Origin of the sequence: Pseudomonas sp. 1912-s, assembly GCF_029269205.1 — a bacterium.
Taxonomy (GTDB): Bacteria; Pseudomonadota; Gammaproteobacteria; order Pseudomonadales; family Pseudomonadaceae; genus Aquipseudomonas.
Window position 1 is genome coordinate 23,943 of record NZ_JARIXR010000011.1, and the last position, 24,131, is coordinate 48,073.

Consider the following 24,131-nt stretch of genomic DNA (forward strand, 5'->3'; position numbering starts at 1 on the left):
CCCCAGCACTCGGAGAGCGTTCCATGTCTGACCGTTATATCGACTTCGCCAACTCCAGCCTCGGCCATCGCCTGGTCGCCGCCATTGGCCTGCCGTCGCCGGTACGCCTGGAACGCTGGCAGGCCGGCCGCCTGCGTCCGGTAGAGGGTGCGTTGCTGATCGGCGGCGGCCCGCTGGCGACAAAAATACTGCCGTTCGCCAACAAGCTGACCGACGCCATCTATAGCTACGGCAGCGAACCGTCGGCGGCCACCCCCTGGATTCCCGGCCACGGGCCCAAGCTAAAGGCCGTGGTGTTCGATGCCAGCCAACTGCAGCACACCGACCAACTCAAACAGCTGCGAGAATTCTTTCAGCCGCTGCTGAAAAATCTCGATCACAGCGCGCATCTGGTGATCCTGGGCCGCGCGCCGGAAAGCCTCAGCGACCCATTTGCCGCCAGTGCCCAGCGCGCCCTGGAAGGTTTCAGCCGGTCGCTGGCCAAAGAGCTGCGCAGCGGCGGCGTCCTGCAATTGCTGTACGTGGGCGACGGGGCCGAAGACCAGTTGGAAGGTGCGTTGCGGTTTTTCCTCTCGCCCAAAAGTGCCTACATCTCCGGCCAGGTGATTCGCCTGAACGCCTGCGCGACCCAGGTCGAAGATTGGACCCGCCCTCTCGCCGGGCGCAAGGCATTGGTAACCGGCGCCGCCCGTGGCATCGGCGCCTCGATCGCCGAAACCCTGGCCCGTGACGGTGCCGAAGTGGTCCTGCTGGACGTGCCACAAGCCAAGGCTGACCTCGATGCCCTGGCCGCGCGCCTGGGTGCCCGCAGCATCGCCCTGGATATCTGCGCCGAAGACGCCGCCACGCAGTTGATCGAACACCTGCCGGACGGCATCGACATCGTGGTGCACAACGCCGGCATCACCCGCGATAAAACCCTGGCCAACATGACGCCGGAATACTGGGACGCGGTATTGGCGGTCAACCTCAACGCGCCGCAAGTGCTGACCAAGGCGCTGCTGGACAGCGGCACCTTGCACGACAACGGCCGCGTGGTGCTGCTGGCGTCCATCAGCGGCATTGCCGGCAATCGCGGGCAAACCAATTACGCCGTGAGCAAAGCCGGGCTGATCGGCCTGGCCCAGGCCTGGGCGCCGCTGCTGGGCGAGCGCGGGATCAGCATCAACGCAGTGGCCCCGGGTTTTATCGAAACCCAGATGACCGCGCATATTCCCTTCGCCTTGCGTGAGGCCGGGCGCCGTATGAGTTCCCTGGGCCAGGGCGGCTTGCCCCAGGACGTCGCCGAAGCCGTGGCCTGGCTCGGCCAGCCGGGCTCCGGCGCAGTCAGCGGGCAGGCAGTGCGGGTGTGTGGGCAAAGTCTATTGGGAGCGTAAGCATGGAGTGGCACACCTTAGGCAGTACCCCGTTCCTGCCGCCGCTGTATTGGCGCGCGGCGCTCAAGCGCAAGATCACCGGCACCACGTTGCCCGAACAAGGGTTGCGCTGCCGGGTCAGCGTGAACGCCAACGATGTGGCGGCTTATCGCAAGGTCTGCGGGTTTGCCGACAGCCCGGTGTTGCCGGCGACCTATCCGCACATCCTCGCCTTCGGCCTGCAGATGCAATTGCTCACCGGCAAGGCATTTCCGTTCCCGCTGTTGGGGTTGATCCACCTGAGCAACCGTATCCGCATCCTGCGCCCGTTGGGCGGTGTGAGTGACCTTACGGTGGGCGTCTACGCGCAGAACTTGCAGCCCCACGCCAAGGGGGCAACGTTCGATATCGTCACCACGGTCGAGGATTCACTGGGGCTGCTGTGGGAAGCCGAAAGCCGGATGCTCTGTCGCGGCGTGAAGCTTGACGGCGTTGCAGCGGATCACAGCCTGCAAGCTCCCGCCAGCGTCAGTGAGTTGACCCGCTGGAAAGCCCCCGCCGATATCGGCCGCCGCTACGCTCGGGTGTCCGGCGACTACAACCCGATTCACTTGAGTGCCCTCACCGCCAGGTTGTTCGGCTTCCCCCAGGCGATCGCCCACGGGCTGTGGAACAAGGCACGCACACTGGCCGCCCTGAGTGAGCATTTGCCGGCGGCCAATATCGAGATAGACGTCGAGTTTAAAAAACCGGTGCGCTTGCCCAGTGAAGTCATCTTGTTGGCAAGTGCCGCCGGCTCCAGCGGTGAGTTGCAACTAAAAGGCGCCGGGGACATTGAGCATATGGTGGGGCGCTGGCGGCCGATCGCGTGATTAATTGTATATATACACCCTAAGTTATAGCGGGCTATCGATAGCCCGCTAAGTTTATTAACACCCTGATTTTAAAGACCTAGCCACTTTTAACCCTTCCCCCTATATACCCTTGGTATTAGTCGCTAAGCGGCCCAATCCTGCGTGTATATAAATCGTTAATACCAAGTTGAGCGTTGCGAGAAAAAGTACCCGGGACTGTTATAGCCATAACGGACGAATGTATCGCTGTCCCTAGAAACAGCGAACTTCGATAACAACAAAGGCTGTACCAGGTGCAAGGATCTCAATCATGAAAACTCAAGTCGTGTTGTGGAAAGCAAGTACCGCGCTGGCCCTGATTCTGGCAGTAAGCCTCGGAGGCTGCAGCAGCGGTGGTGGCGGTCATCACAGTAGCGTCGCAGCTTCGTCTCCGGATGCTGGTGGCGGAACAGGTGGTGGAACTGGCGGTGGTACCGGCGGTGGTACCGGCGGCGGCACAGATGGTGGTGGTACTGGCGGAGGCACGGGTGGCGGTACCGGTGGTGGCACTGGCGGCGGCACCGGTGGAGGTACAGGTGGTGGTACCGGTGGAGGCACAGGCGGCGGCACAGGTGGTGGTACCGGTGGAGGCACAGGCGGCGGTACCGGTGGCGGCACCGGTTCGACCACGCCTCTGGTCACTGGCCAGGTAGTGGGCGCCGTCGGCGGTGTCGTCGGTAATGTCGGCACCGCAGTGGGTGACCTGGGTACAACCCTGACCACCATCCCGATTGTAGGCACGACCGCTGGCGGGCTGGTCACCGCGACGGGCACTGCCGTCAACAGCATCGGCAGCGGCCTGACCAACGGGCTGGGAACATTGGGCACCAATAGCAATGCCTTGGGCACCACCGTTGCCGGTGTGGCTGATGGCGTTGCCGACCTGGGCACCGGCGTGTCCAACACCGGCAAAACCCTGGGCACCACACTGGGCGGCATTCCTGTCGTCGGCGGTTTAACCGGCGGCGTGGGCGGTGCGGCAGGTGGCCTGGTCGATAAGGTCGGCCAAACCGTGACCATGCTCGGCGACACCTTGAGCACGGCCAGCACCACCGGGCCACTGGGCAACGTGACCAATACCGTCGGCAAGAGCGTGCTGGTCCCTGTCGTCTCCCTGCTGGAAAACACCACCGGCAACCTCGGGAATAAAACCGGCCTGGGCAACCCGGTCGGTGGCGTACTGGATAAAGTCGGCTCCACTGTCACCGGCCTTGGCGGCCAGGTGGCCAGTGCCGGCGGCGCAGGCAACCCCCTCGGGACCATCGTGGGCGGCGTGTTGACAGGCGTTGGCACCACCCTTGATAAGTCGAGCGGCTACGTCAATCCAGCCACCACAACCCCGCAATCGGGCCTGCCTGAACTCGTCGGCGGTCTGGTCGCCAACGTTGGCAACGGCTTGAATATCGGTAATACCAACGGCACTGTCAGTGCAGCAGGCATCACCGGCGGCGCTGTGGGTAACACTGTCGCGTCTCTCGGTACGCTGATTGGCGGCAACGGCGTGGCCAACACAGGCGCCACGGCTCCGGTCGCCGGCCTGGCAACGAATGTCGGCGCAGCCCTGAACCCAGTGACGTCGGGCGTTGCCGGCCTGACTCAAAACATCGGCACCAGCACCGGTATCGGCGCCCCTGTCAACGGTCTGGTCACTCAGGTCGGTGGCGCAGTCAGCGGCCTGGGTGCCAACCTGACAGCCGCCAATGCCAACCCGGTCACTAACGCCTTGGGCGGTACCCTGAATGCCGTAGGCGGCACTGTCGGCTCGGTGGGCGGCTTGGTCACCGGTGGCACCAGCGGTAGCGGTGGCGGCCTGCTCGGTGGTTTGAATGTGGGTGCCAGCGCTTCTGCCGGCGGCACTGCAAACGCAAACACAGGCGGTGGTCTGGGAGGCTTGCTCGGCGGGCTGACCGGTAAAAAATAGAATTGCACCTGGCCATTAGACGGCCTCCCCTCCAGCGCCTACGCTTGGTTGAGACGAGAGATTCCAATGAGTCTCTCGTCTTTTTTATTGGCCAGTGAAAGGCCCTCCCGAACCGTGCCCCAGAACCCGGCGGGAATCCGCGAAACGCTGCTGCAGTTTGACCATGGAGTGTCCTATGCGCGCCTTGACACCGTTGTTTCTGCTCACCCTCATTGCCTCCAGTGTCCACGCCGAGACCCTGCCCAGTTTTCTCAACAGCAACGACACCATTCGCAACCTGCCGGTGCCCAACCTCCCCGCCGACGCCTATCGCCCGGTCACACCCCAGACCCAGTTGCCCGAGCCGGCGGCGGCCCAGGGCCAGCCGTTGTTGATGGACACCAAAGTGACCATCCGCAAGCTGCAAATCGACGGAGGTACGATCTATCCGCTCCAGGACGTGGCGAAGGTTTTCGAGCCGCTGATTGGCCATGAAACCACCGTCGCACAATTGATCGAAGCCACCCGCGGCATCACCCGCCGCTACCAGCAGGACGGCTACCTGTTGTCCTACGCCTACTTGCCCGACCAGCGCTTCGAAAACGGCCTGGTGCACGTGATCCTGGTGGAGGGCTACATCAAGGACTACAACGTGCAGGGCGACATCGGTTCAGTCTCGGCCTACGTCGATAAGCTGGCTGCCAAGCTGCTGGCCGAACGCCCGCTGACCCGCAAGACCTTCGAACGCTACACCACGTTGATGGGCCGTATTCCGGGGGTGACGCTGCAGGCGCAAGTACCGCCGCCGGGCACCACCGATGGCGGCACGCGCATGCAGATCCAGGCCTCGCGCAAACCCTTCACCAGCAGCATGAGCATGACGGACGACAGCCGGGGCGGCCTGCAAGCCCTGATCACCGGCACCAGCAATTCCCAGACCTCCATGGGCGAGCAGTTGAGCGTCAGCGGCCTGTTCCCGCCCGGCGAGGACAAGGAGCACTACTACCGCCTGGGCTACAGCCAGTTCGTGAACGCCGAGGGTACCCAACTGGTGGTCAACGCCGAGCGCTACCGCGCCGACCCGCGCAGCAATGTGCAACTGGATGGCGGTTTTGAACTCAAGCCCCACCAAGAGATTGACCGTTACTCCGTCGGCCTCAGCCATCCGCTGATCGCCTCCCCCACCGAGTCGTTGACCCTGGGCACGCGGTTGTATGCCGTGGACCAGACGACCCGTTATAAACTGGTGGGTTTCCCCCAACGTTTCGACCTGGAAACCAACCTGCGCGCCCTGGCGTTTGAAGGTGACTGGCGCAAGTCCGACACGCGCCAACTGCGCATCCTCAGCGCCGGCCTGTACCAGGGCATCGACGGCCTGGGCGCCAAGACCCGCAGCGACTTCGAGGGCATAAAGCCCGACATCGACTTCTTCCGCCTGCGCGTCTCGGGCGTACAAAGCGACAAGTTCTTCGACAACTGGCAAGGCGTGGCATCGGCGGCCTTTTACTGGAGCGACGACACCTTGCCCGACAGCGAACGCGCGACGTTCGGCGGGCAGAATTTCGGGCGCGGTTACCCGGATGACCAGGGGTCGGGCGACAAGGGTTGGGGCGTGGCGTATGAGGTCAACTACAGCTTCAACCGCAGCGGCGAGTGGGTAAAAATCCTGCAGCCCTACGTGGTACTGGACAAGGCCAAGACCTGGTTCAACGAGTTGCCCGTCAAGGGCAACAACATGTCATCGGCGGCCGTGGGCCTGCGCTTCGGCGATAACAAGTACTACAACATCGCATTGGAAGCGGCCAAGCCAATGTCAGACATTGCCCTGGACAGCTTCAATCGGCGGCCGCGGTATACGTTGAGTTTCAGCTACCAACTCTGAACCCTGCTGCAGGAGCGAGCTTGCTCGCGCCTACATCAGTCTGATTTTGGGGATGGGGAAAAGGTTGTTGAGGGTGTCGATCAACCGCACCAGGTAGATCGGCTTGCGAAACAGGTCCAGCACCTGCAAGCGCAGCATGTCACTGACATCGTCCATCTCGGCATGGCCAGACATGACGATCACCGGCAGGTGCTGACGCGAGGTGTGTTCACGCAGGCGCTTGATCAAGGAGATACCGCTTTCCTCGGGCATGCGCAGGTCGGTGATCACCAGGGCAATATCGGGATGCAGGGTCAACTCCTGCAACGCGAAGGTCACCGAGGTGGCGGTAAAACAGACAAAGCCCTCATTCTCCAGCGACTCGGCCAGTTCAATGAGGGCGTCCTCTTCGTCATCCACCAAAAGGATTTGTTGCCGGGGAGACAAAGAGGAATTCATGGAGAAATGCCTGATGCGCAATAGATCATTCAGCGGAACCTGCACGTGTTTGCGTGAGTACCCGCGTCAAGTATGAATGGCGGCCTGTATCGAAGTGAAGACGTTTGTCACCGCAGTCTTGATGGGCGTAATAAAGGCAGCCAGCGCCACAGCAACCATCGCCGCAACCAGCGCGTACTCAATACCCGACGCTCCCTCTCTGGAGTAGAAAAAAATCTGGACTTTGATGAAACCCATGCGAATAAGATCAAGGAACATAATGACTTCTCCTTTGCGCCCATGGCGCTGGTACCGCGGCATCACAAAATGATTCCGGTGTGCCACTAGAGCATTGTCAACAAACCCCATACCAACAACTGTAAGAACTGATTAATCACAAAGTATTAGTCGGCCCGCTGGCGCCAAAAATCCAACTTTTCCAGAGAATCCGGAGATATTTTTTGCCCGGTAATGGCATTTTGTCCTAGCTGAACTACCTTCAAATAGCGAAATAGTTAGATGTTGGAAGCGATTCGAATACGCAGGTATTAGTAGGAAAGAGCAGTGGATGCAGCAGGAAAAGGAGAGCCTTCATGAACAGTCGCATTAGCTTGATCCTCGCCGGACTGCTATTGGTGGGTGCGCTGATTGCAGGCTACTGGGGCCTGGTACTCAGCCGCCCTGCCCCTGTCGCACCGCCCGTGACCCCATCACCTGAAGTGGTGCAACCCGTCGCCGAAGACCAGACACGCCAACCCGTGGTGGTCCTGGCCCACGATGTTGCACCCTTTGTTGCCCTCACTGCCGCCGACCTGACCCTGGAAAGATTGCGCACGGTCCCCGCCGGCAGCCTGACCAGCCTCGACCAGGCCGTGGGCAAGGTCCCTTGGCGGCCGCTGTCGGCCGGTACCTGGCTGACCGAGGAGAGCTTCAACTCCGGCGGCACCCTGGCGCGGATGATCCGCCCCAACGAGCGCGCCCTGGCCGTCGCCGTGGATGAAGTGATCGGTGCCAGCGGGCAACTGGCCCCGGGGGACTATGTGGACGTCCTGCTCTTCCTGCGCCAGGAAGCCAGCAACCCGCAGCAGTCGGCACAAGTGGTGGTGCCCGCCTTGCGCCTGCTGGGCGTCGGCGACCAATTGGGGCTGACCAACGATGGCAAGCCCGGCTCTGTACCACCGACCACCCCGGACGAAAAACTCAAGGCACAGCAGAGTCGCGCCAGCGCACGAACGGTACTCCTCGCCGTGCCGGAGGAACTGCTGAGCCGGCTGATGCTCGCGGCCCAATCCGGCGTGCTGCGCCTGGCCGTACGCAGTGCCGACGAACAACTGCTGAGCCAATACTGGGCCGGTGAAACGGAGTCCGCGATCAACCTGGAAAACGCCAAGCGCGATCTCTACCAGTTCAACCAACTGTCCTTCAGCCAGGCTCCCGCCAACAGCTACGGCCCGGCCACGGCCAATGGTGCTTCAAAACGCTCGGGGGTCGAGGTGATACGCGGCAACCAGGTGACTCAACAAACGCCCTGAAAGCGCTAAGGATGCCTTGAATGAGCAGTCGTTCCGGTTGGTTTTTTTCACGAGTATTCGGGGCTCTTTTCACCCTGAGCCTGCCCGTCGGGGCGGCACTGGCAGCGTCAGGCAACTGCGCTGGCCTGGGCCAGCTTCCGGCGGTGCTGCAGGTGGGCGAAGGCACTCAACAGGCCATTCAATCGCCGGTGCCGATTACGCGGCTGGCCATTGGCGATCCGAAAGTGGCCGATGTGCAGGTCAATGGCAACCAGGCATTCCTGCTCACCGGCATCGCCTCTGGCACCACCAGCCTGATGGTCTGGACGGCCTGTTCCAGCAGCCCGCGCCAGAGCATGGTGTTTGTTCAAGGCAAGGCCACCTCGGCCCTGACCAGCCTGGCCCTGTCGCCGTCCGATGACCCGACGCTGCCCAGCCAGGTGCAAACCGACATTCGCTTTGTGGAAGTGAGCCGTACCAAGCTCAAGGAGGCCAGTACCTCGATCTTTGGCCGGGGCGGCAACTTTCTGTTTGGCGCCCCCAACAACGTCTCCAACGCAGCGGCCACGGGATTTCGCGGGCTCCCGGTGAACAACGACACCTTCAACATCGGCTTTGGCGGCGGGCGTGTCTCGGCCATGATCAACGCCCTGGAAAGCAGCGGTTTTGCCTACACCCTCGCCCGCCCGAGCCTGGTGGCGCTCAGTGGGCAAAGTGCGACCTTCCTCGCCGGTGGCGAAGTACCGATCCCGGTGCCCAGCAGCGGCAGTAACACCATTTCCATCGAGTACAAGGAGTTCGGTATCCGCCTGACCCTGACCCCGACCGTCATCGACCATGGGCGAATTTCCCTGAAAGTCGCGCCTGAGGTCAGTGAGCTGGACTACAGCAACGCGGTCACCATCCAGGGTATCTCGGTGCCCGCGCTGACGATCCGTCGCACCGACACCAGCATCTCCCTGGCCGACGGTGAAAGCTTCGTGATCAGCGGCCTGATCAGCACCAACAACACCTCCAGCGTCAGCAAGTTTCCGGGCCTGGGCGACATTCCGATCCTGGGTGCGTTCTTTCGCGACTCCAGCGTCAGCCGTCAGGAAAAAGAGTTGCTGATGATTGTTACCCCGCACCTCGTTCAGCCGCTGGCCGCCAACGCTCAACTGCCCTCGTTGCCTGGGGAAAAACTGCGCAATTACGACCCTAACTGGTACCGCCTGTATTTCCTCGAAAACGGCAATTTCGACCGCCGCAGTGGACTGTCCGAATGAGCGAGAGCCTGAGCCAGACGTTTTTGGCAATTACCCGCAACACCACGGATCTGGAATGGCTCCAGGGTGCACTCGCGCCTCTGGGCCAAGTGGTCAGCGCCGGCGCCGGCAGCCTCGACGAACTGTTGGCGCTGGTGGACGTGACATTCGCTAACCTGGTGTTTATCGGCCTGGACCGTGAACACGTGACCACCCAGTGCGCCCTGATCGAAGGCGCGCTGGAAGCCAAGCCCATGCTTGCCATCGTGGCCTTGGGCGATGGCATGGACAACCAGCTGGTGTTGAATGCAATGCGCGCCGGCGCGCGGGATTTCGTGGCCTATGGCTCACGCTCCAGTGAAGTCGCCGGCCTGGTTCGCCGCCTGAGTAAACGCTTGCCGGCGGTTACCCCCAACGCCCATCTGGGCGGGCTGACCGTGCTCTACGGCACCCAGGGCAATGCCGACGGCGCGCTGATCGCCAGCCACCTGGCGCTGGTGGTGCAAAAAAGCGGGCAACAAACGTTGTTGCTCGACCTCGGCCTGCCGCTCGCGGACAGCCTGGCGCTGCTGGGGCTGGAAAGCTCATTTCATTTCGGCGATGCCCTGCGCCACTTGCGGCGCCTGGACTCAACGCTGATCAACAGCGCGTTCACCTCGGCCGAAGCCGGCCTGCGCATCCTCGCCTACCACAACAATGACGAGCCCCTGGAGCGTACCAGTGCGGCCGAGCTGTACATGTTGCTCAGCGCCCTGCGCCAGCACTTCCAGCACATTGTGGTGAACCTGACCGGGCAGCCCGACAGTGAAGCCCTGCGCACCTTTGTCAGCCATTGCGACAAGCTGCTGTGGTGCACCGACCAAAGCGTGCCGGACTGCCGCCGTAACCTGGCGGTGCTCAACCTGTGGCGCGAAAAAGGCATGAAACTGGAGCATGCCCGCCTGTTGGTAGACCGCTATCTGAAAGGCGCCGCCCCGGACTCGGAAGCGCTGGGCAAAAGCTTCGGGCTGGAAGTGATCGCCGTATTGCCCTGGAGCCCGGAGGTGCGCCTGAGTGCGAAAAACCAGGCCCAGACCCTGTTCTCCCTGGCGCCTCGGGAAGGCCTGACGCAAGCGTTGCGCGCCTTGGGCGAGCGCCTGGCAAAACGCTCCGAAGGCCTGGAAAAACCTTCCACCAACTGGCTTAACCGCCTGCTGAGGACCAAATGAGCGGCGAGAAGCTGTTTGGTGTTCCCCCGCGCGGCAGCGTCGGCAACACCGATCACGACGGCCTGAAACTGGTGCTGCATCGCTACATCATCGATGCCATCGAAGAGTCGGGGAAAAACCTGCTGGAAGGCACCCGCCAGTCCCTGGCGCAATTTGTGATCGACAAGGTCGCCGAATACATCACGCGGATGCACCTGGCGATTTCCCGCTATGAGATGGAACGCCTGGCCGAAGAGATCGTCGATGAGCTGACCGGTTTTGGCCCGCTGGAAGTGCTGCTGCGCGATCCGACCGTCACCGAGATTCTGGTCAACGGCCCGCATCGGGTGTTCGTCGAGCGCGACGGCCTGCTGCAGCAGAGTGATTTGCGCTTCATTGACGACCACCATGTGGAGCGGGTCATGCAGCGCATCCTCGCGCCCCTGGGACGGCGGCTGGATGAGTCGTCGCCAATGGTCGATGCGCGCCTGCCCGATGGCAGCCGGGTCAATGCGATCATCCCGCCGATTGCCCTCGACGGGCCCTGCCTGTCGATTCGGAAGTTTCGCAAGGACATGCTCAAAAGCAGCGACCTGGTGGCCATGCAAACCATCGACCAGGCGATTTTCGAGTTCTTCCAGGACGCCGTCGGCAAACGCTGCAATATCCTGATCAGCGGCGGTACCGGCACCGGTAAAACCACACTGCTGAACATTCTCAGCCAGTTGATCAACCCTCGCGAACGCCTGGTCACCATTGAAGACGTGGCCGAGTTGCAACTGGGCCACCCCCACGTCGTGCGCCTGGAAACCCGCCCGCCCAATGCCGAGGGGCATGGCGAGGTGAAAGCCAGTGACTTGATCCGCAACGCCCTGCGGATGCGGCCCGACCGGATCATCCTCGGCGAGATACGGGGCGTGGAAGTCATCGATGTGTTGACCGCCATGAACACCGGCCACGACGGTTCGATGAGTACCGTGCACGCCAACAACGCCCAGGACGCCCTGCTGCGCCTGGAAACCCTGGTGGGCCTGACCGGCCGGGTCGTGGCGGAAAAAACCCTGCGGCAAATGATCTGTGCGGCGCTGGATGTAGTGATCCAGCTGACGCGCCTGCCCGACGGCCGCCGCTGCGTCAGCGAGGTGGTGGAAGTGGTGGGCATACGCGAGGACGTGTACGTCACCAACACCCTGTTCCGCCACGACAAGCGCACCGGCTTCGGCTTCCTGCGGGAAGCCGTCAATCCTGCGGGCGACAAGTTGCGCCACGAAGGCCACCTGCCGGTGTAGGAGGCAACCCGATGATCGGTCCGATGCTGCTCGCCCTGCTTGCCCTGGTCCTTCTGGTGCTCGGCGTGGGCCTGATGCGCAACGGTTTGCGCAAGGCCCAGACCGACCGGGTGTTGGAACGCCTGGCCGAAGGGCAGCCTCAGTCCATGAAAGACAACGCGGTAGCCACCAGCCTGGAACGCACCTTTATCCGTGCAGGCCTTGGCAGGCCGACCGAACGCCTGGGCCTGTGGCTGACCCTGTGGGCCGTTGCCGCCCTGCTGGGAGGGCTCCTGGGCCAGTGGATAGGCCTGTTCGTGATGGTGGTGGCACCGCCCTTGGCGTTACGCCTGTACATCGCCGTACGCTACCGGCGCCGGCTGCGCCGAATGATCGAGCAATTGCCGCAGTTGCTCGACCACGCCGTACGCAGCCTCAAATCCGGACGTACCCTGGCGGATGCGATCCTGAGCGGCATCGATGCCAGCGACGACCCGCTGAAAAAATCCATGGGCCGTATCAAGCGCAATGTGCAACTGGGTGTCAGCCTGCCCGACGCGGCTCAAGACTATGCCGAGTTTTATGAACAGGATGAACTGCGCCTGTTTGCCCTGGGCCTCAAGGTCAACCATCGCTACGGAGGCAATGCCAGTGAGCTGCTGGAAAACCTTATCAAGATGATTCGCGAGCGCGACCAGGGCGCACGGCAATTACGCGCCATGACGGGTGAAACCCGGGTGACCGCGCTGGTACTCGCGGTGCTGCCGGTGAGTGTCGCGGGCTACTTCCTGATCGTTAACCCGGTGTACCTGATGGCCATGTGGGATGACCACAGTGGCCAACGCCTGATGCTCGGTGCATTCGCCTTGCAAATCACCGGCTGCGTGGCGCTGTGGCGCATGTTGCGGAGTATTTGAGATGGCGATACTGATCAGTGCCGTATTGTTTCTTGCCGCGCTATCGCTACTGCTGGCCAATATCCTGAGCAGTCGTCGTCAACAACGCCTGGTCACCCAACGGCTGCAAGGCGAGCCAGGCCGCAACGACAAGATGAGTGAGTGGTTGCACCAGTTGGGCAGTACTCGAATCGGCCAGCGCACCGTCAGCCTCGACAACGAAACCCAAACCCTGCTCAATCGCATGGGCTGGAGAAAGGCCAGCCAGCGTTCGATGTTCGCTGCCTGTCAAATCGGGTCGCCGATACTTCTGCTGGGCCTGACCGCGCTGGCACTGGAGCTGTTTTTTCCCGACATGGAGCATGGTTCTGTGATCGCCTTGCTGGGCCTGATCATCGGTTACCTGCTGCCCAAGCGAATCCTGGTTGCACTCGCCAAAAAGCGCCAGGAACGCATCGCCCGGGAAGTGTCGACCTTCATTCCCCTGGTGCGCATCCTGTTTGAGTCCGGCATGGCCGTAGAGCAGGCGCTTCGGGTCATGGCCTACGACGCACAGAAACTGTTGCCGGTGCTGACCGCCGAACTGCGCCTGGTGCTGGCGCGCGTCGATTCCGGGCTGGAGTTGGGTGAAGAGTTGAACAAGACCAGCCAGCTACTGGCCGTCGATGAACTCACCGACACCTGCCTGATCCTTCAGCAGCTTCTGCATCAGGGCGGTGGTGCGATGAAGTCGCTGCAATCGCTCAAGCAACTGCTGGATGACCGGCGCCTGACCCGCTTGCAGGAATACATTTCCAAGATGTCCGCGAAGATGTCCGTGGTGATGATGCTGTTCCTGTTTCCCGCATTACTGATCGTATTGGCCGGCCCTGGCTTTATCGCCATCGCCAAAGCCTTCACGCCTTGAGAGGACATGCAATGAAGACCGTGATGATCGCCTGCAGCCTGTTGTTACTCGGTGGTTGTGCCAGTAACGGACAGCTGCCATGGGCGGGTTTCAGCGCTCAGGGCAGTTGTGCCAAGCCCAATTCCAATCAGGAGTTGTCGTTGAACCTGGCCGACGACATGGCCAACGAGGGCAAGCTGCACGCCAGCCTGGCCAACCTGCAAAACTTGCCGGACAACCTGCCCCAGGTACGCCAGCGTCAGGCCAAGGTGTACCGCCTGCTGGGGCGCAGCGAAGCCGAACCGTTGTACCGTAGCCTGCTCGGCACCTGCCTGGCCGCCGAAGGCGAGCACGGCCTGGGCCAACTGGCCGCCGCCCGGGGTGACAACGGCCAAGCCATGGCGCACTTGCAACGCGCGGCCAGGATGTCGCCCACCGACGAGAAAATCCGCAATGACCTGGGCGTCGTGTACCTCAATCAACGGCGCGTGGAAGACGCACGCTTCGAATTCCTCACGGCCATGGAGCTCAAGCAAAGCGATCAACTGGCGGCGATCAATCTGGTCACGCTGATGATCTATCAGGACAACTGGGAGCAAGCCGCACAAGTGGCCAGCCGCATGGGCCTGAGCCCCGAACAAGTGACACAGGCCCAAGCCCGGGCGCAGCAACTGAAAGCCCCAGTATCCATGGCGACAGCGCCAAAAGATCAGGTCGCCGCCGCCAGCGACGCGGCGCAGGCGCCGGTCAAATAGATCCAAGAAGGGAGTACCCACGATGAAACTCACACTGCTCGCCACGCTGTTGTTAGCCGGCCTGCCAATAACGGCTCTGGCGATTGAACCCGGGCCTTCTTCGCCACAACAAAAACAGACCGAGGGCTGGCTGCAGTTGCAGGTCAGCGGCGAACGGGCCTCCGCCAACGTGCAAAAGGCCACGCCCGCTGAGCGCGACCAGGCCACGCAACGTTGGCTGGACAGTTACAAACACTCTATTCCCGAGTACTACGACCAGAAACAGGGTGGCGCCGCTCCCGGCGGCGGCAGCAACTAGTGGGCAGTGACGCGCTGGCGTGCCGCCGAGTTACTCGGCGATAACGCCAGCGCCAGCTGGGTGCGGTTGTGCATATGGGTCAGGCGCAGCACCTGGGACACGTAGAGTTTCACCGTGTTTTCGGTGATACCCAGCTCACAGGCGATTTGATAGTTGGTCTGGCCCTTGCCTACCAGCCTGGCGACATCCAGCTGGCGTGGAGACAGCTGATTGAAGATCGCCGGTATTTCAACGCGGTCAGCGTCGCTGACGTCGCCGTCGGCTTCTGTCGACAAGCTGGATTGCGGGCTGCTGCGCACCTTGTCGAGGTCATGATAAAGATCGTCGATGGACGCCGAGAGAAACTGCAGCTTCTGGTTCAGATGCCCCAGGTCGAGGTTTTTCTGCCGGTCTTGCAACGCCACGACCTGGCGCTGCAACCCTTCGAGCAGCTCGCCGAGGTTGATCGGCTTCTGGTAGTAATCGGCAATCCCGGCACGCAGGGCCTTGATCACGTCCTGCTTGTCTGCACGCCCCGTCAACATGATGGCCTCAAACACCCGCTGCTTGCCGGCCAAGCGTTGCAGGGCCTGGACCAGCTCGATCCCGTCCATCTCCGGCATATGCAGATCGCACAGCACCAGACCGATTTCGGCATCGTCGCGAAAGCGCTCGATGGCCTGCTGGCTGGAGTGGCAAGGGACGCAGCGGTAACCGCTGCTTTCAAGAAATTCGCAAAGCTCTTCCACGATCAGGGGCTGATCATCGACAACGAGCACTTTCACTTCAGAGGTAAGCTTGTTCACGCGCTACTCCATGCCTGGGCAAGCCAAAGACCGACCGATCCATTCCGACCACTTTCCTATACAACCTACCCATAAACGTAGACGTACTTTCCTACTATGTACATAGCGATAGCCTACGTGGCGACTAATGGGATCCAAAGCCAGGCCAGGCAAAAACCGATCAGTAAAAACGGCACGAACGGCTGCTTGGTCGGGCGTGCCGGATCAAGGTATTGCAAAGTATTCCTAAGCCCTTGATTCATCAGCGGCCACAGCCTGGGGGCCAGCAGCAGCCACGCCGCGCTGGCAAGGCCGGCACCGATAAACGTGCCCAGTACGTAGAAGGAGTTGGTCGCCAGCCCCAATGCCACGATCAATTTCACGTCACCGGCGCCAAGACGGCCCAGTGCGTAACCGGGCACAGTGAACAGCAGGGCCAGGACAAACGCCAAGCCGCCCTCGGCAGCGGGTGCGCCGAGCCAGGTGGTGCCAGTCCAAAGGAGGTAAACCAGCGCCAGCAGGCCCGCGACGAGGGTCAAGCGGTTGGAGATCTCACGTCGACGGATATCTTGCACAGCGCACAGCGCCAGCCAAACAAGTAGGACGAGGCTTTGAATCACGTAAAAAAAATCCCTTTTTGCTGAATGATTCTATGCTGATATCAGGTAGTTGTAGTCAGGGTAGACGAGTCATGAAAAAAGGCCTCCCTAGAAAGCAAAAAGGTGCCGCCGCGCTGGAGTTCGCGATGGTCTTCATGATTTTTTTTGCCGTATTTTATGGCTTGGTCAGCTATAGCCTGCCGTTGCTGCTGATGCAGTCCTTTACCCAGGCCGCCGCCGAAGGCGTAAGGCGTAGCGTCGCGCTGGACCCAGCCACGGCAAACTACCCAACGGCCCTGCCCAACCAGGCCGTCGCGGCAGCCCAGGCGCAACTGTCTTGGCTCCCTCCCCAGTTCAAATTCCTTCCCACGTACGTCACGGCAACCTACACCCCGGCGGGGCTGTTGACGGTGAACATCAACTACCCGACGTCCAGCCTCCAAAGTGTGTTGCCGTTCCTGGTGTTGCCGGGCTTTGGTACCGTCCCCGCGCTGCCTCCCACGCTTTCCGCCCAATCGAGCATGCAGTTTTGACCTCAGGGGACAAACTGTTCGGCCGCCTGCTCGGACGCAGCAATCACCTGGCCACCGACGCGCCGACAGCGATGCCAGGCAGCGCCGCGTTGCTGTTCTACCTGGATGCTCAGGGTCGGGTGGTGGACGTCCGTGGCTCGCTGCGTCACCGGCTGGAACAGCCCGCCGCACAACAGCCACAGCCAACACCGCTGCTCGACTACCTCACGCCGATGAGCAGCCTGGCGATCGAAGGCGCGCCCGGCGACTGGCAAGGGCAAAGCCTGGACCTGGACTTCAAGGGGCTTGCCGGGCAAACCCTGCATACCCGCGGCTGGGTTCAGCCCGACGGCAAAGGTTGGCTGCTGCAACTGCTGGACATTGGCGACCTGATTGCCCAGCGCCAACTCACTCAGGTGCGCGAACACCAGCAGCGCGTGAGCGATCAGATCAGCGAGCAACTGCGGGTATGCAGCCTGACGCGCCTGCCCGAGGTACTGCACGACACACTCCAGAGCCTTTCCCAGCACTGGCGTATCCCCTGCGTCGCGATCGCCTTGCTGGATGAGCAGGGCCAGGAATGGCGCATCCAGGGCTGCTACACCGCCCACGACGCTCCGGCGCTCTGGAGCAACGGCCAGGCCTTGGGCTCCAGTCTCGACAGCCTGGGCGGTACGGCGCCGATGAGCCTGGAGGTGCACCGTGGCCACAGCGACCACCCGCGCCTGCAAGGCCTGTTTGGCAATGCCGATGGTTTTCTGGTGCCTTACCGGGACGGCAACGGCGTAGGCGCATGGCTGCTGTGCGGTTTCTATAGCCGCCAGGAACACACCAGCGACCGTGACTGGTTGCAACTGACCGCCGCCCTCGCCATGCCGTTGCTCAGCCGCCTGCGCGAACAGCGCCATCAGCAGCAGCTGGATCGCGTCGACGCGCTGCAGGGCCTGCTCGGTACCGGCTGGTGGGAGCTGCCTCCCCACAGTGAGGACATTGAACTCGCCCCGCAGTTGCTGCACACCCTCAGCCAGGGTGAGACCACCACACGGCTGTCGCTGCCGATGTGGCTCAACCTGATTCACCCTGCCGACCGCGAAGAACTCGCCAGCCGCCTGCAAGACCTCAAGCACCTGGGCAAGCCACTCTCCACCAGCGTTCGCCTGCAACGCAGCGACCCGGCGCAAAACCCCATCTGGTACCGCGTGCAAGGGCAAGCGCTGGGGGCGGGCGAGCAGCGTCGGCTGGTGGGTTTCATGCTCGACATCAGCGACATCAAAAACCAGCAACAACAGGCCGCCGCCGCCCACGCCCGCCTGGATAACCTGATCGCCAGTTCCCCGGCCGTGATCTACGTGCAGCGCTACGTCGAGGGCACGCTGCAACCGGTGTTCTTCAGTGACAGCCTGCTGCCGCTGCTGGGCCGCAGCCTGGCCGACTTCACCCCGGCGGCGCTGAACGAATGGATTCACCCCGACGACCGCGACCTCTACTTCGACCGTACCCGCCAACTGCTGCGCGAAGGCCACGTGAGCTGCCGCTACCGGGTGCGCGATCAGCAGGGCGATTACCACTGGCTGCTGGATGAAGCCCGGCTGCTGCGCGACGACCTGGGGTTGCCCGTGGAGGCCGTGGGCCTGTGGCTGGATGTCACCGAGGCAACCCTGGCAGCGCAACGGGTCAAGGAGAGCGAGGAGCGCTACCGGATCCTGGTGGAAGACTCCCCCGCCATGATCTGCCGCTACCGCCCGGACCTGACCCTGACCTTCGGCAATACCCCCCTGGCCAATTACATGGAGTGCCTGCCCGAGCAACTGCCGGGCATGAACCTCAGCCAGTGGCTGTCCGAAGAACAGCGCGAGGCCTTTGTGCAGCGCATCCGGCAGTTGACCCCGGAGTTCCCCGTGAGCACCGCCGAAATCAGCCTGCAACTGCCGGGGCGTACACACGCCTGGTGGGTATGGTCGGACCGCGGCGTATTCGACGAAGAGGGCCAGTTGCAGGAAGTGCAGGCCGTGGGCCGGGACAACACCGAAGTGCGCCGCTCCCAGCAGCAACTGACCCAGAGCGCGAAAATGGCCACCCTCGGCGAAATGGCCACCGGCCTGGCCCACGAGATCAACCAGCCGCTGAACGTGATGCGCATGGCCATCGTCAACGTGCTCAAGCGCTTGAGCAACGGCGATGCGCAGATCGACTACTTGACGGAAAAACTCCAGCGCATCGACGCCCAGGTTCAGCGGGCGGCCCGGGTAGTCGACCATATGCGCGTGTTTGGCCGCCGCTCGGAAGTCGAACAGCAACCCTTCAACCCGGCGCAGGCGGTGGAAGGCACACTGTCGTTGCTCAGTGAAGGCATGCGCGGCAAAGGCGTGGACCTGCGCGTGACGCAGGCGGACGTTGCGGTGCAGGTCAAAGGCTATGTCGACCAATTGGAGCAGGTGCTGATCAACTTGATGGTCAACGCCCGCGACGCCCTGCTGAGCAAGCGCGAGCACGACCGCGATTTGCAACCGTGGATCTCGGTGCAGATCGAGCACGACAGCCGCCATGTACGCATCTGGGTGGAGGACAACGGCGGCGGGATCGACCCACGCCTGCTGGAGCGGATATTCGAGCCGTTCTTCACCACCAAGCCCATTGGCGTGGGCACCGGCCTGGGGTTGTCGGTGAGCTATGGCATTGTCGAAAACATGGGCGGCCGGTTGAGCGTCGCCAACAGTGAGCACGGGGCGAAGTTTTGTGTGGAGTTGCCGGTGGTCGAAGCCTAGTTCACCAGCGCCGCTTGCCCGTGGGGCCGGCAACTGAGGTTGGCCCCCACTTCCACCGCATTCAGGTTCACCCCAAGGTTCGACAGCAAGGTGTTCACCAATGGATCGAGGATCGGGCTGAGCACTCCGCCGATAATCGTGCCCAGGGAACTGTTGAGCCCGTTGAGCAGCGTACCTGTCGTCGCCAGTAATCCTCCCAGCAGATTGAACCCCGTCGGCTTGTAGACCTGGAACTGAATCCCCGTTAACGCGTTGCTGATCGCGCTGAGAAGACTGGTTGTCGATGACGCGTAATACTGCGGAGGCTGGTTGATTTCCGGTGGTTGGAGGTACGTGTAGGGAGGCATAGCACTCGTCGCAGCGCCCACCGAACTATTGATGCTGAGGCCAATACCACCACCGTAAAAAGGCTTGCGGGTCGCGGGGTCGCACGTCGTCGGGCCGAGCCCCAGCAAGGGTCTGAAACAGGTAATGGCCCCGATATCCACCACTGGTAAAGGCGGAATCGGATTGAGCGTGGTGTTGCTGTTAAACGCGTTGATCAGCTGCGGACTCTGGCCAACTTGTACGGTAACGATCGAGGCGTTGGTTTGAGTGGTCAGGGTCTTGGTCGCGTCGCTCACACACGTAAACCCGGTGACGTAGCTCTCCGCCGAGCCCAGCTGAAGCACCACATCTATTCTGGCCGCTGGCGGATTTGAGGAAGACGACAGCACCTGCAGGTTCGTCATCTGGCAATAGCCGCCCAGCAGGCACAGCACCGAATTGATGGTCCCTCCCAAGTTCAAGCTCAACAGGTTGTTCAACACGTCTGAAAGTGGCCCGACCAAGCCGTTCAAGGCGACGTCCACCACCGGCAAGTCCAGCACCGGCAAGCCCAGAGTCAGGCCGACGCTCATTTGAGCCGTTCTTACATATATTCGCGTCGCCGGGGTTTTATCTTTGGCATAGGTAGGGTCACCGATCGCTGACAACTGCGGTGGCTGAATCACCTTTACCTGCACGCCCGCATTCACCAGTCCCGGGATATTTACCGGGATAGTCGCCACCACCCCGTTCTTGGTATTGGCCAATTGCACAAAAGCTTCGGCCAGCTGGAACACATTCAAACTGGTATTCAGCCCCGCCGACACCGCCCCCGTTTGCAGCTGCAACAGGCTGCCCAAGGTGACATCAAGATTGCCGATTATCGCGTTGATACTGGTGAGGCCACTGACCGCCACGCTGGCCGTACTGCCTCCGGCATTGAGCACCGTAATCGCCGCATCGAGCAGTTGGCTGATCTTGAGGTTCTTGGTCAACAGTTGATCGTAGGCACCCGCCGTCACCCCCACGTTCAACGCCAACTGGTTGAGGTAGCTGAGCAGGTTGATATTGGTGTCTACCAAGCCTTGCCAGCCAGCCACGCTCAGGTTCAATGAGCCGCCCAACAGTTGGCCGAACAACAGGTTCAACGCGGCCGACTTGGTCGAGTCCACGGTGACCAGTGTTGATTTGATCGTCAGTTGTGCTTGAGGCGGCAGGATCTTCGGCGCCGCCACGGCGACGGCAGACAGTTGGGTGTTCAAGTTGTAGCCGCCACCATTGGCCATTGCCCAGAGGCCCCCGGCAACACTGGTCATTACCGGTCGCGAGGCTATCACCTGGATGGCATCGGTCTTGGTCGAGTCTGCGGAGAACACTCGCTGGTTGGTGGCCCCGGTTGCCAGTACTCCGCACTTCACTATCAGGGCGCTTCCCGGCGGGATGACATAACCGTTGCGCACTGCACTGGCACCGGCATAGGTGGGCGCAGTGTTGGTGGCGGGCAGGCAATCACCCTTGCGCTGCACCGCTTCCAGTGCCGCCATGTCGGCGATGGACTGCAATTTGCGCTTTTCCACGTACAGACGACTGCTGTCGATCACCAGCAACAGGAACACCAAGGCCGTGCCCAAGGTCACGGCCGCTATCAAGCCAATGGCACCACGCTGCCTTGCGTACCCGGCCAGGCGGCCGGAACGAGGTCGAAGAGACATCGAGCACTCCTTTGCCGGCACACTGCCGAGCGCTTACTCTCCTGTGTTGCTTGGGAGTGTAGACAACCGCAGCGGGGGCTGCCGGCCAGTCGCCATACCTCGGCGACTGGCGGGGTGCTGATTACAGAATCAGTGTGGCGGGTAGTTGGAAAGCACCTTGGTCACCGTCGCGCGAATAGCGGCGCTGCGGTCCTGTGGCTCGGGGGAACTGGCGAGCATTTGCTCATCGCTGCCACGCCACACCAGCTTGCCGTCCTTGCCGTCGAGCAAATCGATCTGGATGGTCGCGACCTTGTAGGTGATGTTGCGGGTTTCGTTGTACATCGGCGCGCCCCAGTAACCATTCCACGGCCCGCCCCAGGCGCCGCCGTAATTGGTGGTGACTTGTTGCTGGCGGTCCTCAACGATCAGGTAAGTCTGCACATTCAGGTCAGCCTTGGTGCCCGGCGCCGCAGGGCGCAAGCCACGCTGGTCAAGTTGTTCGCCCACGGCCTGGCGGATGCGCTGTTCGGTGAGGTCACTCTTGATCCGCGGGTCATCCGGACGGTATTGCAACGCAGGCTCTTTCCAGCTCCAGCTGCGGTACGCGCCAAAGTCCCGGCTGGCGTCAAAATCGTGGTTGACCTGGCTGCTCTGGCAACCGCTCAGCAACACAACAACAGCAAGTGCAGCGATACGACGAAGCATGGTTTTTCTCCAAAAGACGAACTGAGCCTGAAATGAGAATAGCTGCTAACTGGGAGGATAAGCGGTCATTGCTTTCTGCATCGCCTCACGCAACGCATCGGCGCGCTCGCCGAGGCTGCCCTGGCTTGCGGTTTCAGCGCTGGTGCTCCACACCGGCTGACGGGTGCGGGCATCGAACAGGCTGATGCGCGCCACGGCCACCGTCACCTCATAGGTGCGTACCACCGGCACCGTGTTGTACATGCCGTAACCGTTGCCGTAGCGGTTATAGCCGCCGTAACCGTAGCCATAATCGTCCTGGACCTGGCGCAGGCGTTTTTCCAGGCGCACATCGGCGCTCACCAACAGGTCGGGGGCGCGGTTGTCATGCAAGGGGCGCAGGCCTCGCTGGTCGAGGGCGCCGCTGACGGCCTCGGCAATCTGCGCCGAATCGGCCCAGGCCGAGCCCGCCGGCAGTTGATTGTTGAGCCAGGCCCAACTGCGGTAGGCGCCATAGTCGCGCACCGGCGCCGGGTAAGCGCTGGCGTCAAAGGTGTTGGCCGCCTGGGCAGGCGCCGGCGGCATCGGGGCAGATGCCGCCACATACGGGTTGGGGCTTTGGCAACCCGCCAGGCCCAGGCCCAGCAGGATCAGTCCAAGACAGCGCTTCATTTCGACCTCCGCAGACTGGGCCGCTTAAACCGGACGGCAGATCCAGTGCAAATAACGCCCAAGTCCGGCAAAGCTTGGGTGACGACGGTGTGCGAGCTCCATCTCCAACAAATCCTGCAACTCGGCGCGGGCCTGGAATTCCACCGGCATATAGTCGTGGAACACCCGCACGCCACTCTGGGTTTCGACCTGCCACAGGCCCTCTAGTTGCGTCGCCAACTCCCGTGGGTCGAGGGGTTGTTGCGGCGTGAGGCTCTGTTTTTCACCGGCCATGTCGTTCTTGCGCATTTTGCGGAAGTGGCCTTTGAGCAGGTTGCGGTAAATCAAGGCGTCCCGGTTGTAAAAGGCCAGAGACAGCCAGCCGCCGGGCGCGGTCAACTGGTGCAGCACCGGCAGGATTGCGTGGGGCTCGGCCAGCCATTCCAGTACGGCGTGGCACAGCACCAGGTCGTAGGGCTGGGTGAGTTGGCCGAGCAAGTCCTGCCAGGGCGCTTGAATGAAGGTCGCCGTCTGCCCGGCTTCAGCGAAACGCTGGCGGGCGCCTTCAAGCATCGGCTCGGCGGGTTCGGCCAGGGTCACGTCATGGCCGCGCTCGGCCAGCCACAACGACATATGGCCCAGGCCCGCGCCGATATCCAGCACCCGCAGCGGGCGGTCCGGCAGCGCCTCAATCAGGTCGGCTTGCAGCACGGCCAGGCGAATCGCGCCCTTGGCACCGCCGTAGATCTTCTCGGCGAAACGGGTGGCCAACTGGTCGAAATGACGGTCGCTCATTTGGCAAACCGCCGTTCGCTGTCGGCCAGTTTGGCGCGAACCACTTGATCCATGTCCAACCCCAACTCGCTGCACAACAGCAGCAGATACAGCACGATGTCACCGACTTCCTGGCCTGCGTGGGCGAGTTTGTCGGCGGGCAACTGGCGCGACTGGTCTTCGCTCAGCCACTGGAAAATCTCCACCAGCTCGGCCATTTCAACGCTGGCGGCCATCGCCAGGTTCTTGGGGCTGTGGAACTGCTTCCAGTCATTGGTATCGCGGATGCGGTGCAGGCGTTCGGTGAGGTGTTCGAGGTTCATGGGGGGCTCCTGAAGGTGTATAGCTTCGGGCGCAAGCCGCGCGAAGGCAAGTGAATCCCTGCGGCCCGTAAACCTCTATGCTAGAAGGGAACTAGCTTGGGCCAATAACGACCAAAGGCTCAGGTTCGGCAGCTACGCCCACCGTCTTATCAGGACACACACATGCAAACAGACTTTTTCGGATGGCTGGGCCTAAAAATCGGCCAGATCATCCACTTCATCGTCGAGTTGTTCAGCGGGCTGTTCAACACCCTGTCCCACGCGGGCGGCGACTTTGTCGACGGGCTGGCCAAATCCTTAGGGATGGACACCTCAATCATCAGCATCCTCATGCTGATTATCGGGTTGATGCTGCTGTACTCGGCGGTGCGCGCGTTTATGCGGGCCTCGATCATCATGGGGATTATCTGGCTGATGCTCGGGCTCTGGGTGCTCAGCTGGGTGGTGCATTAATAAAGGGCCAGCAGGGTAAATCCCTTTAACTTGAGGGACGTTTCCGAGACAATCTTTCGGCCTTGTGCCTGCTGGGATGGGTGGCTAGTCTTCGGCCCTTCACTGCATATCAGT

The 24,131-nt window shown here is 61.9% G+C and carries 24 protein-coding genes; 15 read left to right on the forward strand and 9 right to left on the reverse strand.

All coding sequences use genetic code 11. The features are described 5' to 3' along the window. The first annotated feature begins 23 nt into the window (after positions 1–23). From P3C29_RS15975 to P3C29_RS15990, 4 genes are all read left to right on the forward strand, one after another. Positions 24–1,376: a 3-oxoacyl-ACP reductase gene (locus tag P3C29_RS15975; protein ID WP_275964898.1), complete on the forward strand. Its 1,353-nt coding sequence runs from the start codon at positions 24–26 to the stop codon at positions 1,374–1,376. Positions 1,377–1,378: 2 nt separating this feature from the next. Then, complete coding sequence (locus tag P3C29_RS15980) at positions 1,379–2,227, forward strand: MaoC/PaaZ C-terminal domain-containing protein (protein ID WP_201126073.1); 849 nt, start codon at positions 1,379–1,381, stop codon at positions 2,225–2,227. Positions 2,228–2,519: 292 nt separating this feature from the next. Further along, entirely contained in the window at positions 2,520–4,169 is a 1,650-nt protein-coding gene (locus tag P3C29_RS15985; protein ID WP_275964899.1) for a collagen-like triple helix repeat-containing protein, read from the forward strand. A gap of 175 nt (positions 4,170–4,344) precedes the next feature. After that, entirely contained in the window at positions 4,345–6,030 is a 1,686-nt protein-coding gene (locus tag P3C29_RS15990) for a ShlB/FhaC/HecB family hemolysin secretion/activation protein (protein ID WP_201126071.1), read from the forward strand. Between the two features lie 30 nt (positions 6,031–6,060). Here the strand turns inward: P3C29_RS15990 and P3C29_RS15995 are convergent, their stop codons facing one another. After that, the gene (locus P3C29_RS15995; RefSeq protein ID WP_010174083.1) at positions 6,061–6,468 is read right to left on the reverse strand and encodes a response regulator; all 408 of its coding nucleotides are present in this window, start codon (positions 6,466–6,468) and stop codon (positions 6,061–6,063) included. 66 nt (positions 6,469–6,534) lie between these two features. Further along, positions 6,535–6,726 (reverse strand): Flp family type IVb pilin, encoded by a 192-nt coding sequence (locus P3C29_RS16000; protein ID WP_201126070.1) that lies wholly within the window; start codon positions 6,724–6,726, stop codon positions 6,535–6,537. Positions 6,727–7,040: 314 nt separating this feature from the next. On the opposite strand from P3C29_RS16000, the gene cpaB reads away from it, so the two are divergent. The 8 genes from cpaB to P3C29_RS16040 are packed head-to-tail and all read left to right on the forward strand — an operon-like array spanning position 7,041 to position 14,492. Then, positions 7,041–7,979: a Flp pilus assembly protein CpaB gene (gene cpaB / locus P3C29_RS16005; RefSeq protein WP_275964900.1), complete on the forward strand. Its 939-nt coding sequence runs from the start codon at positions 7,041–7,043 to the stop codon at positions 7,977–7,979. A gap of 20 nt (positions 7,980–7,999) precedes the next feature. Then, positions 8,000–9,223, forward strand: a complete 1,224-nt coding sequence (locus P3C29_RS16010; protein ID WP_275964901.1) for a type II and III secretion system protein family protein — start codon at positions 8,000–8,002, stop codon at positions 9,221–9,223. Continuing rightward, the gene (locus P3C29_RS16015) at positions 9,220–10,410 is read left to right on the forward strand and encodes a pilus assembly protein (protein ID WP_275964902.1); all 1,191 of its coding nucleotides are present in this window, start codon (positions 9,220–9,222) and stop codon (positions 10,408–10,410) included. Before P3C29_RS16010 ends, P3C29_RS16015 begins: the two co-directional genes overlap by 4 nt. Then, on the forward strand, positions 10,407–11,678 hold the full coding sequence (locus tag P3C29_RS16020) for a CpaF family protein (RefSeq protein ID WP_275964903.1): 1,272 nt from the start codon (positions 10,407–10,409) through the stop codon (positions 11,676–11,678). The genes P3C29_RS16015 and P3C29_RS16020 overlap by 4 nt, the downstream gene beginning before the upstream one ends. 11 nt (positions 11,679–11,689) lie before the next feature. Beyond that, positions 11,690–12,574 carry a type II secretion system F family protein gene (locus tag P3C29_RS16025; RefSeq protein ID WP_275964904.1) on the forward strand — a complete coding sequence of 295 codons (885 nt, stop codon included), beginning with the start codon at positions 11,690–11,692 and terminating at the stop codon, positions 12,572–12,574. Between the two features lies 1 nt (position 12,575). Further along, positions 12,576–13,460: a type II secretion system F family protein gene (locus P3C29_RS16030; RefSeq protein ID WP_201126066.1), complete on the forward strand. Its 885-nt coding sequence runs from the start codon at positions 12,576–12,578 to the stop codon at positions 13,458–13,460. Positions 13,461–13,471: 11 nt separating this feature from the next. Continuing rightward, entirely contained in the window at positions 13,472–14,194 is a 723-nt protein-coding gene (locus P3C29_RS16035; protein ID WP_275964905.1) for a tetratricopeptide repeat protein, read from the forward strand. Between the two features lie 22 nt (positions 14,195–14,216). Continuing rightward, entirely contained in the window at positions 14,217–14,492 is a 276-nt protein-coding gene (locus P3C29_RS16040) for a DUF3613 domain-containing protein (RefSeq protein ID WP_201126064.1), read from the forward strand. Here P3C29_RS16040 and P3C29_RS16045 read toward each other — a convergent pair. Together P3C29_RS16045 and P3C29_RS16050 are read right to left on the reverse strand one after the other, a co-directional pair. After that, positions 14,489–15,277, reverse strand: coding sequence for a response regulator transcription factor (locus P3C29_RS16045; protein WP_275964906.1), 789 nt, complete (start codon positions 15,275–15,277; stop codon positions 14,489–14,491). The genes P3C29_RS16040 and P3C29_RS16045 overlap by 4 nt on opposite strands. Before the next feature lie 113 nt (positions 15,278–15,390). Next, positions 15,391–15,876, reverse strand: coding sequence for a prepilin peptidase (locus P3C29_RS16050; protein WP_275964907.1), 486 nt, complete (start codon positions 15,874–15,876; stop codon positions 15,391–15,393). Between the two features lie 71 nt (positions 15,877–15,947). Here P3C29_RS16050 and P3C29_RS16055 point away from each other — a divergent pair, with 71 nt between their 5' ends. Together P3C29_RS16055 and P3C29_RS16060 are read left to right on the forward strand one after the other, a co-directional pair. Continuing rightward, the gene (locus tag P3C29_RS16055) at positions 15,948–16,388 is read left to right on the forward strand and encodes a TadE/TadG family type IV pilus assembly protein (protein WP_275964908.1); all 441 of its coding nucleotides are present in this window, start codon (positions 15,948–15,950) and stop codon (positions 16,386–16,388) included. Beyond that, positions 16,385–19,132, forward strand: a complete 2,748-nt coding sequence (locus P3C29_RS16060) for a PAS domain-containing protein (protein ID WP_275964909.1) — start codon at positions 16,385–16,387, stop codon at positions 19,130–19,132. The genes P3C29_RS16055 and P3C29_RS16060 overlap by 4 nt, the downstream gene beginning before the upstream one ends. Here the strand turns inward: P3C29_RS16060 and P3C29_RS16065 are convergent. From P3C29_RS16065 to P3C29_RS16085, 5 genes are all read right to left on the reverse strand, one after another. After that, positions 19,129–21,150 carry a pilus assembly protein TadG-related protein gene (locus P3C29_RS16065; RefSeq protein WP_242487126.1) on the reverse strand — a complete coding sequence of 674 codons (2,022 nt, stop codon included), beginning with the start codon at positions 21,148–21,150 and terminating at the stop codon, positions 19,129–19,131. The genes P3C29_RS16060 and P3C29_RS16065 overlap by 4 nt on opposite strands. A 129-nt stretch (positions 21,151–21,279) precedes the next feature. Then, positions 21,280–21,837, reverse strand: a complete 558-nt coding sequence (locus P3C29_RS16070; protein WP_010174054.1) for a DUF4136 domain-containing protein — start codon at positions 21,835–21,837, stop codon at positions 21,280–21,282. 45 nt (positions 21,838–21,882) lie between these two features. After that, positions 21,883–22,488, reverse strand: coding sequence for a DUF4136 domain-containing protein (locus P3C29_RS16075; protein ID WP_010174052.1), 606 nt, complete (start codon positions 22,486–22,488; stop codon positions 21,883–21,885). A 24-nt stretch (positions 22,489–22,512) separates the two neighbouring features. Then, positions 22,513–23,262, reverse strand: a complete 750-nt coding sequence (locus P3C29_RS16080) for a methyltransferase domain-containing protein (protein WP_010174050.1) — start codon at positions 23,260–23,262, stop codon at positions 22,513–22,515. Next, positions 23,259–23,564, reverse strand: a complete 306-nt coding sequence (locus P3C29_RS16085; RefSeq protein ID WP_010174048.1) for a MazG-like family protein — start codon at positions 23,562–23,564, stop codon at positions 23,259–23,261. The genes P3C29_RS16080 and P3C29_RS16085 overlap by 4 nt, the downstream gene beginning before the upstream one ends. A 162-nt stretch (positions 23,565–23,726) precedes the next feature. Here P3C29_RS16085 and P3C29_RS16090 point away from each other — a divergent pair, with 162 nt between their 5' ends. After that, positions 23,727–24,017 carry a hypothetical protein gene (locus tag P3C29_RS16090; protein ID WP_169386467.1) on the forward strand — a complete coding sequence of 97 codons (291 nt, stop codon included), beginning with the start codon at positions 23,727–23,729 and terminating at the stop codon, positions 24,015–24,017. Positions 24,018–24,131: the final 114 nt, after the last annotated feature.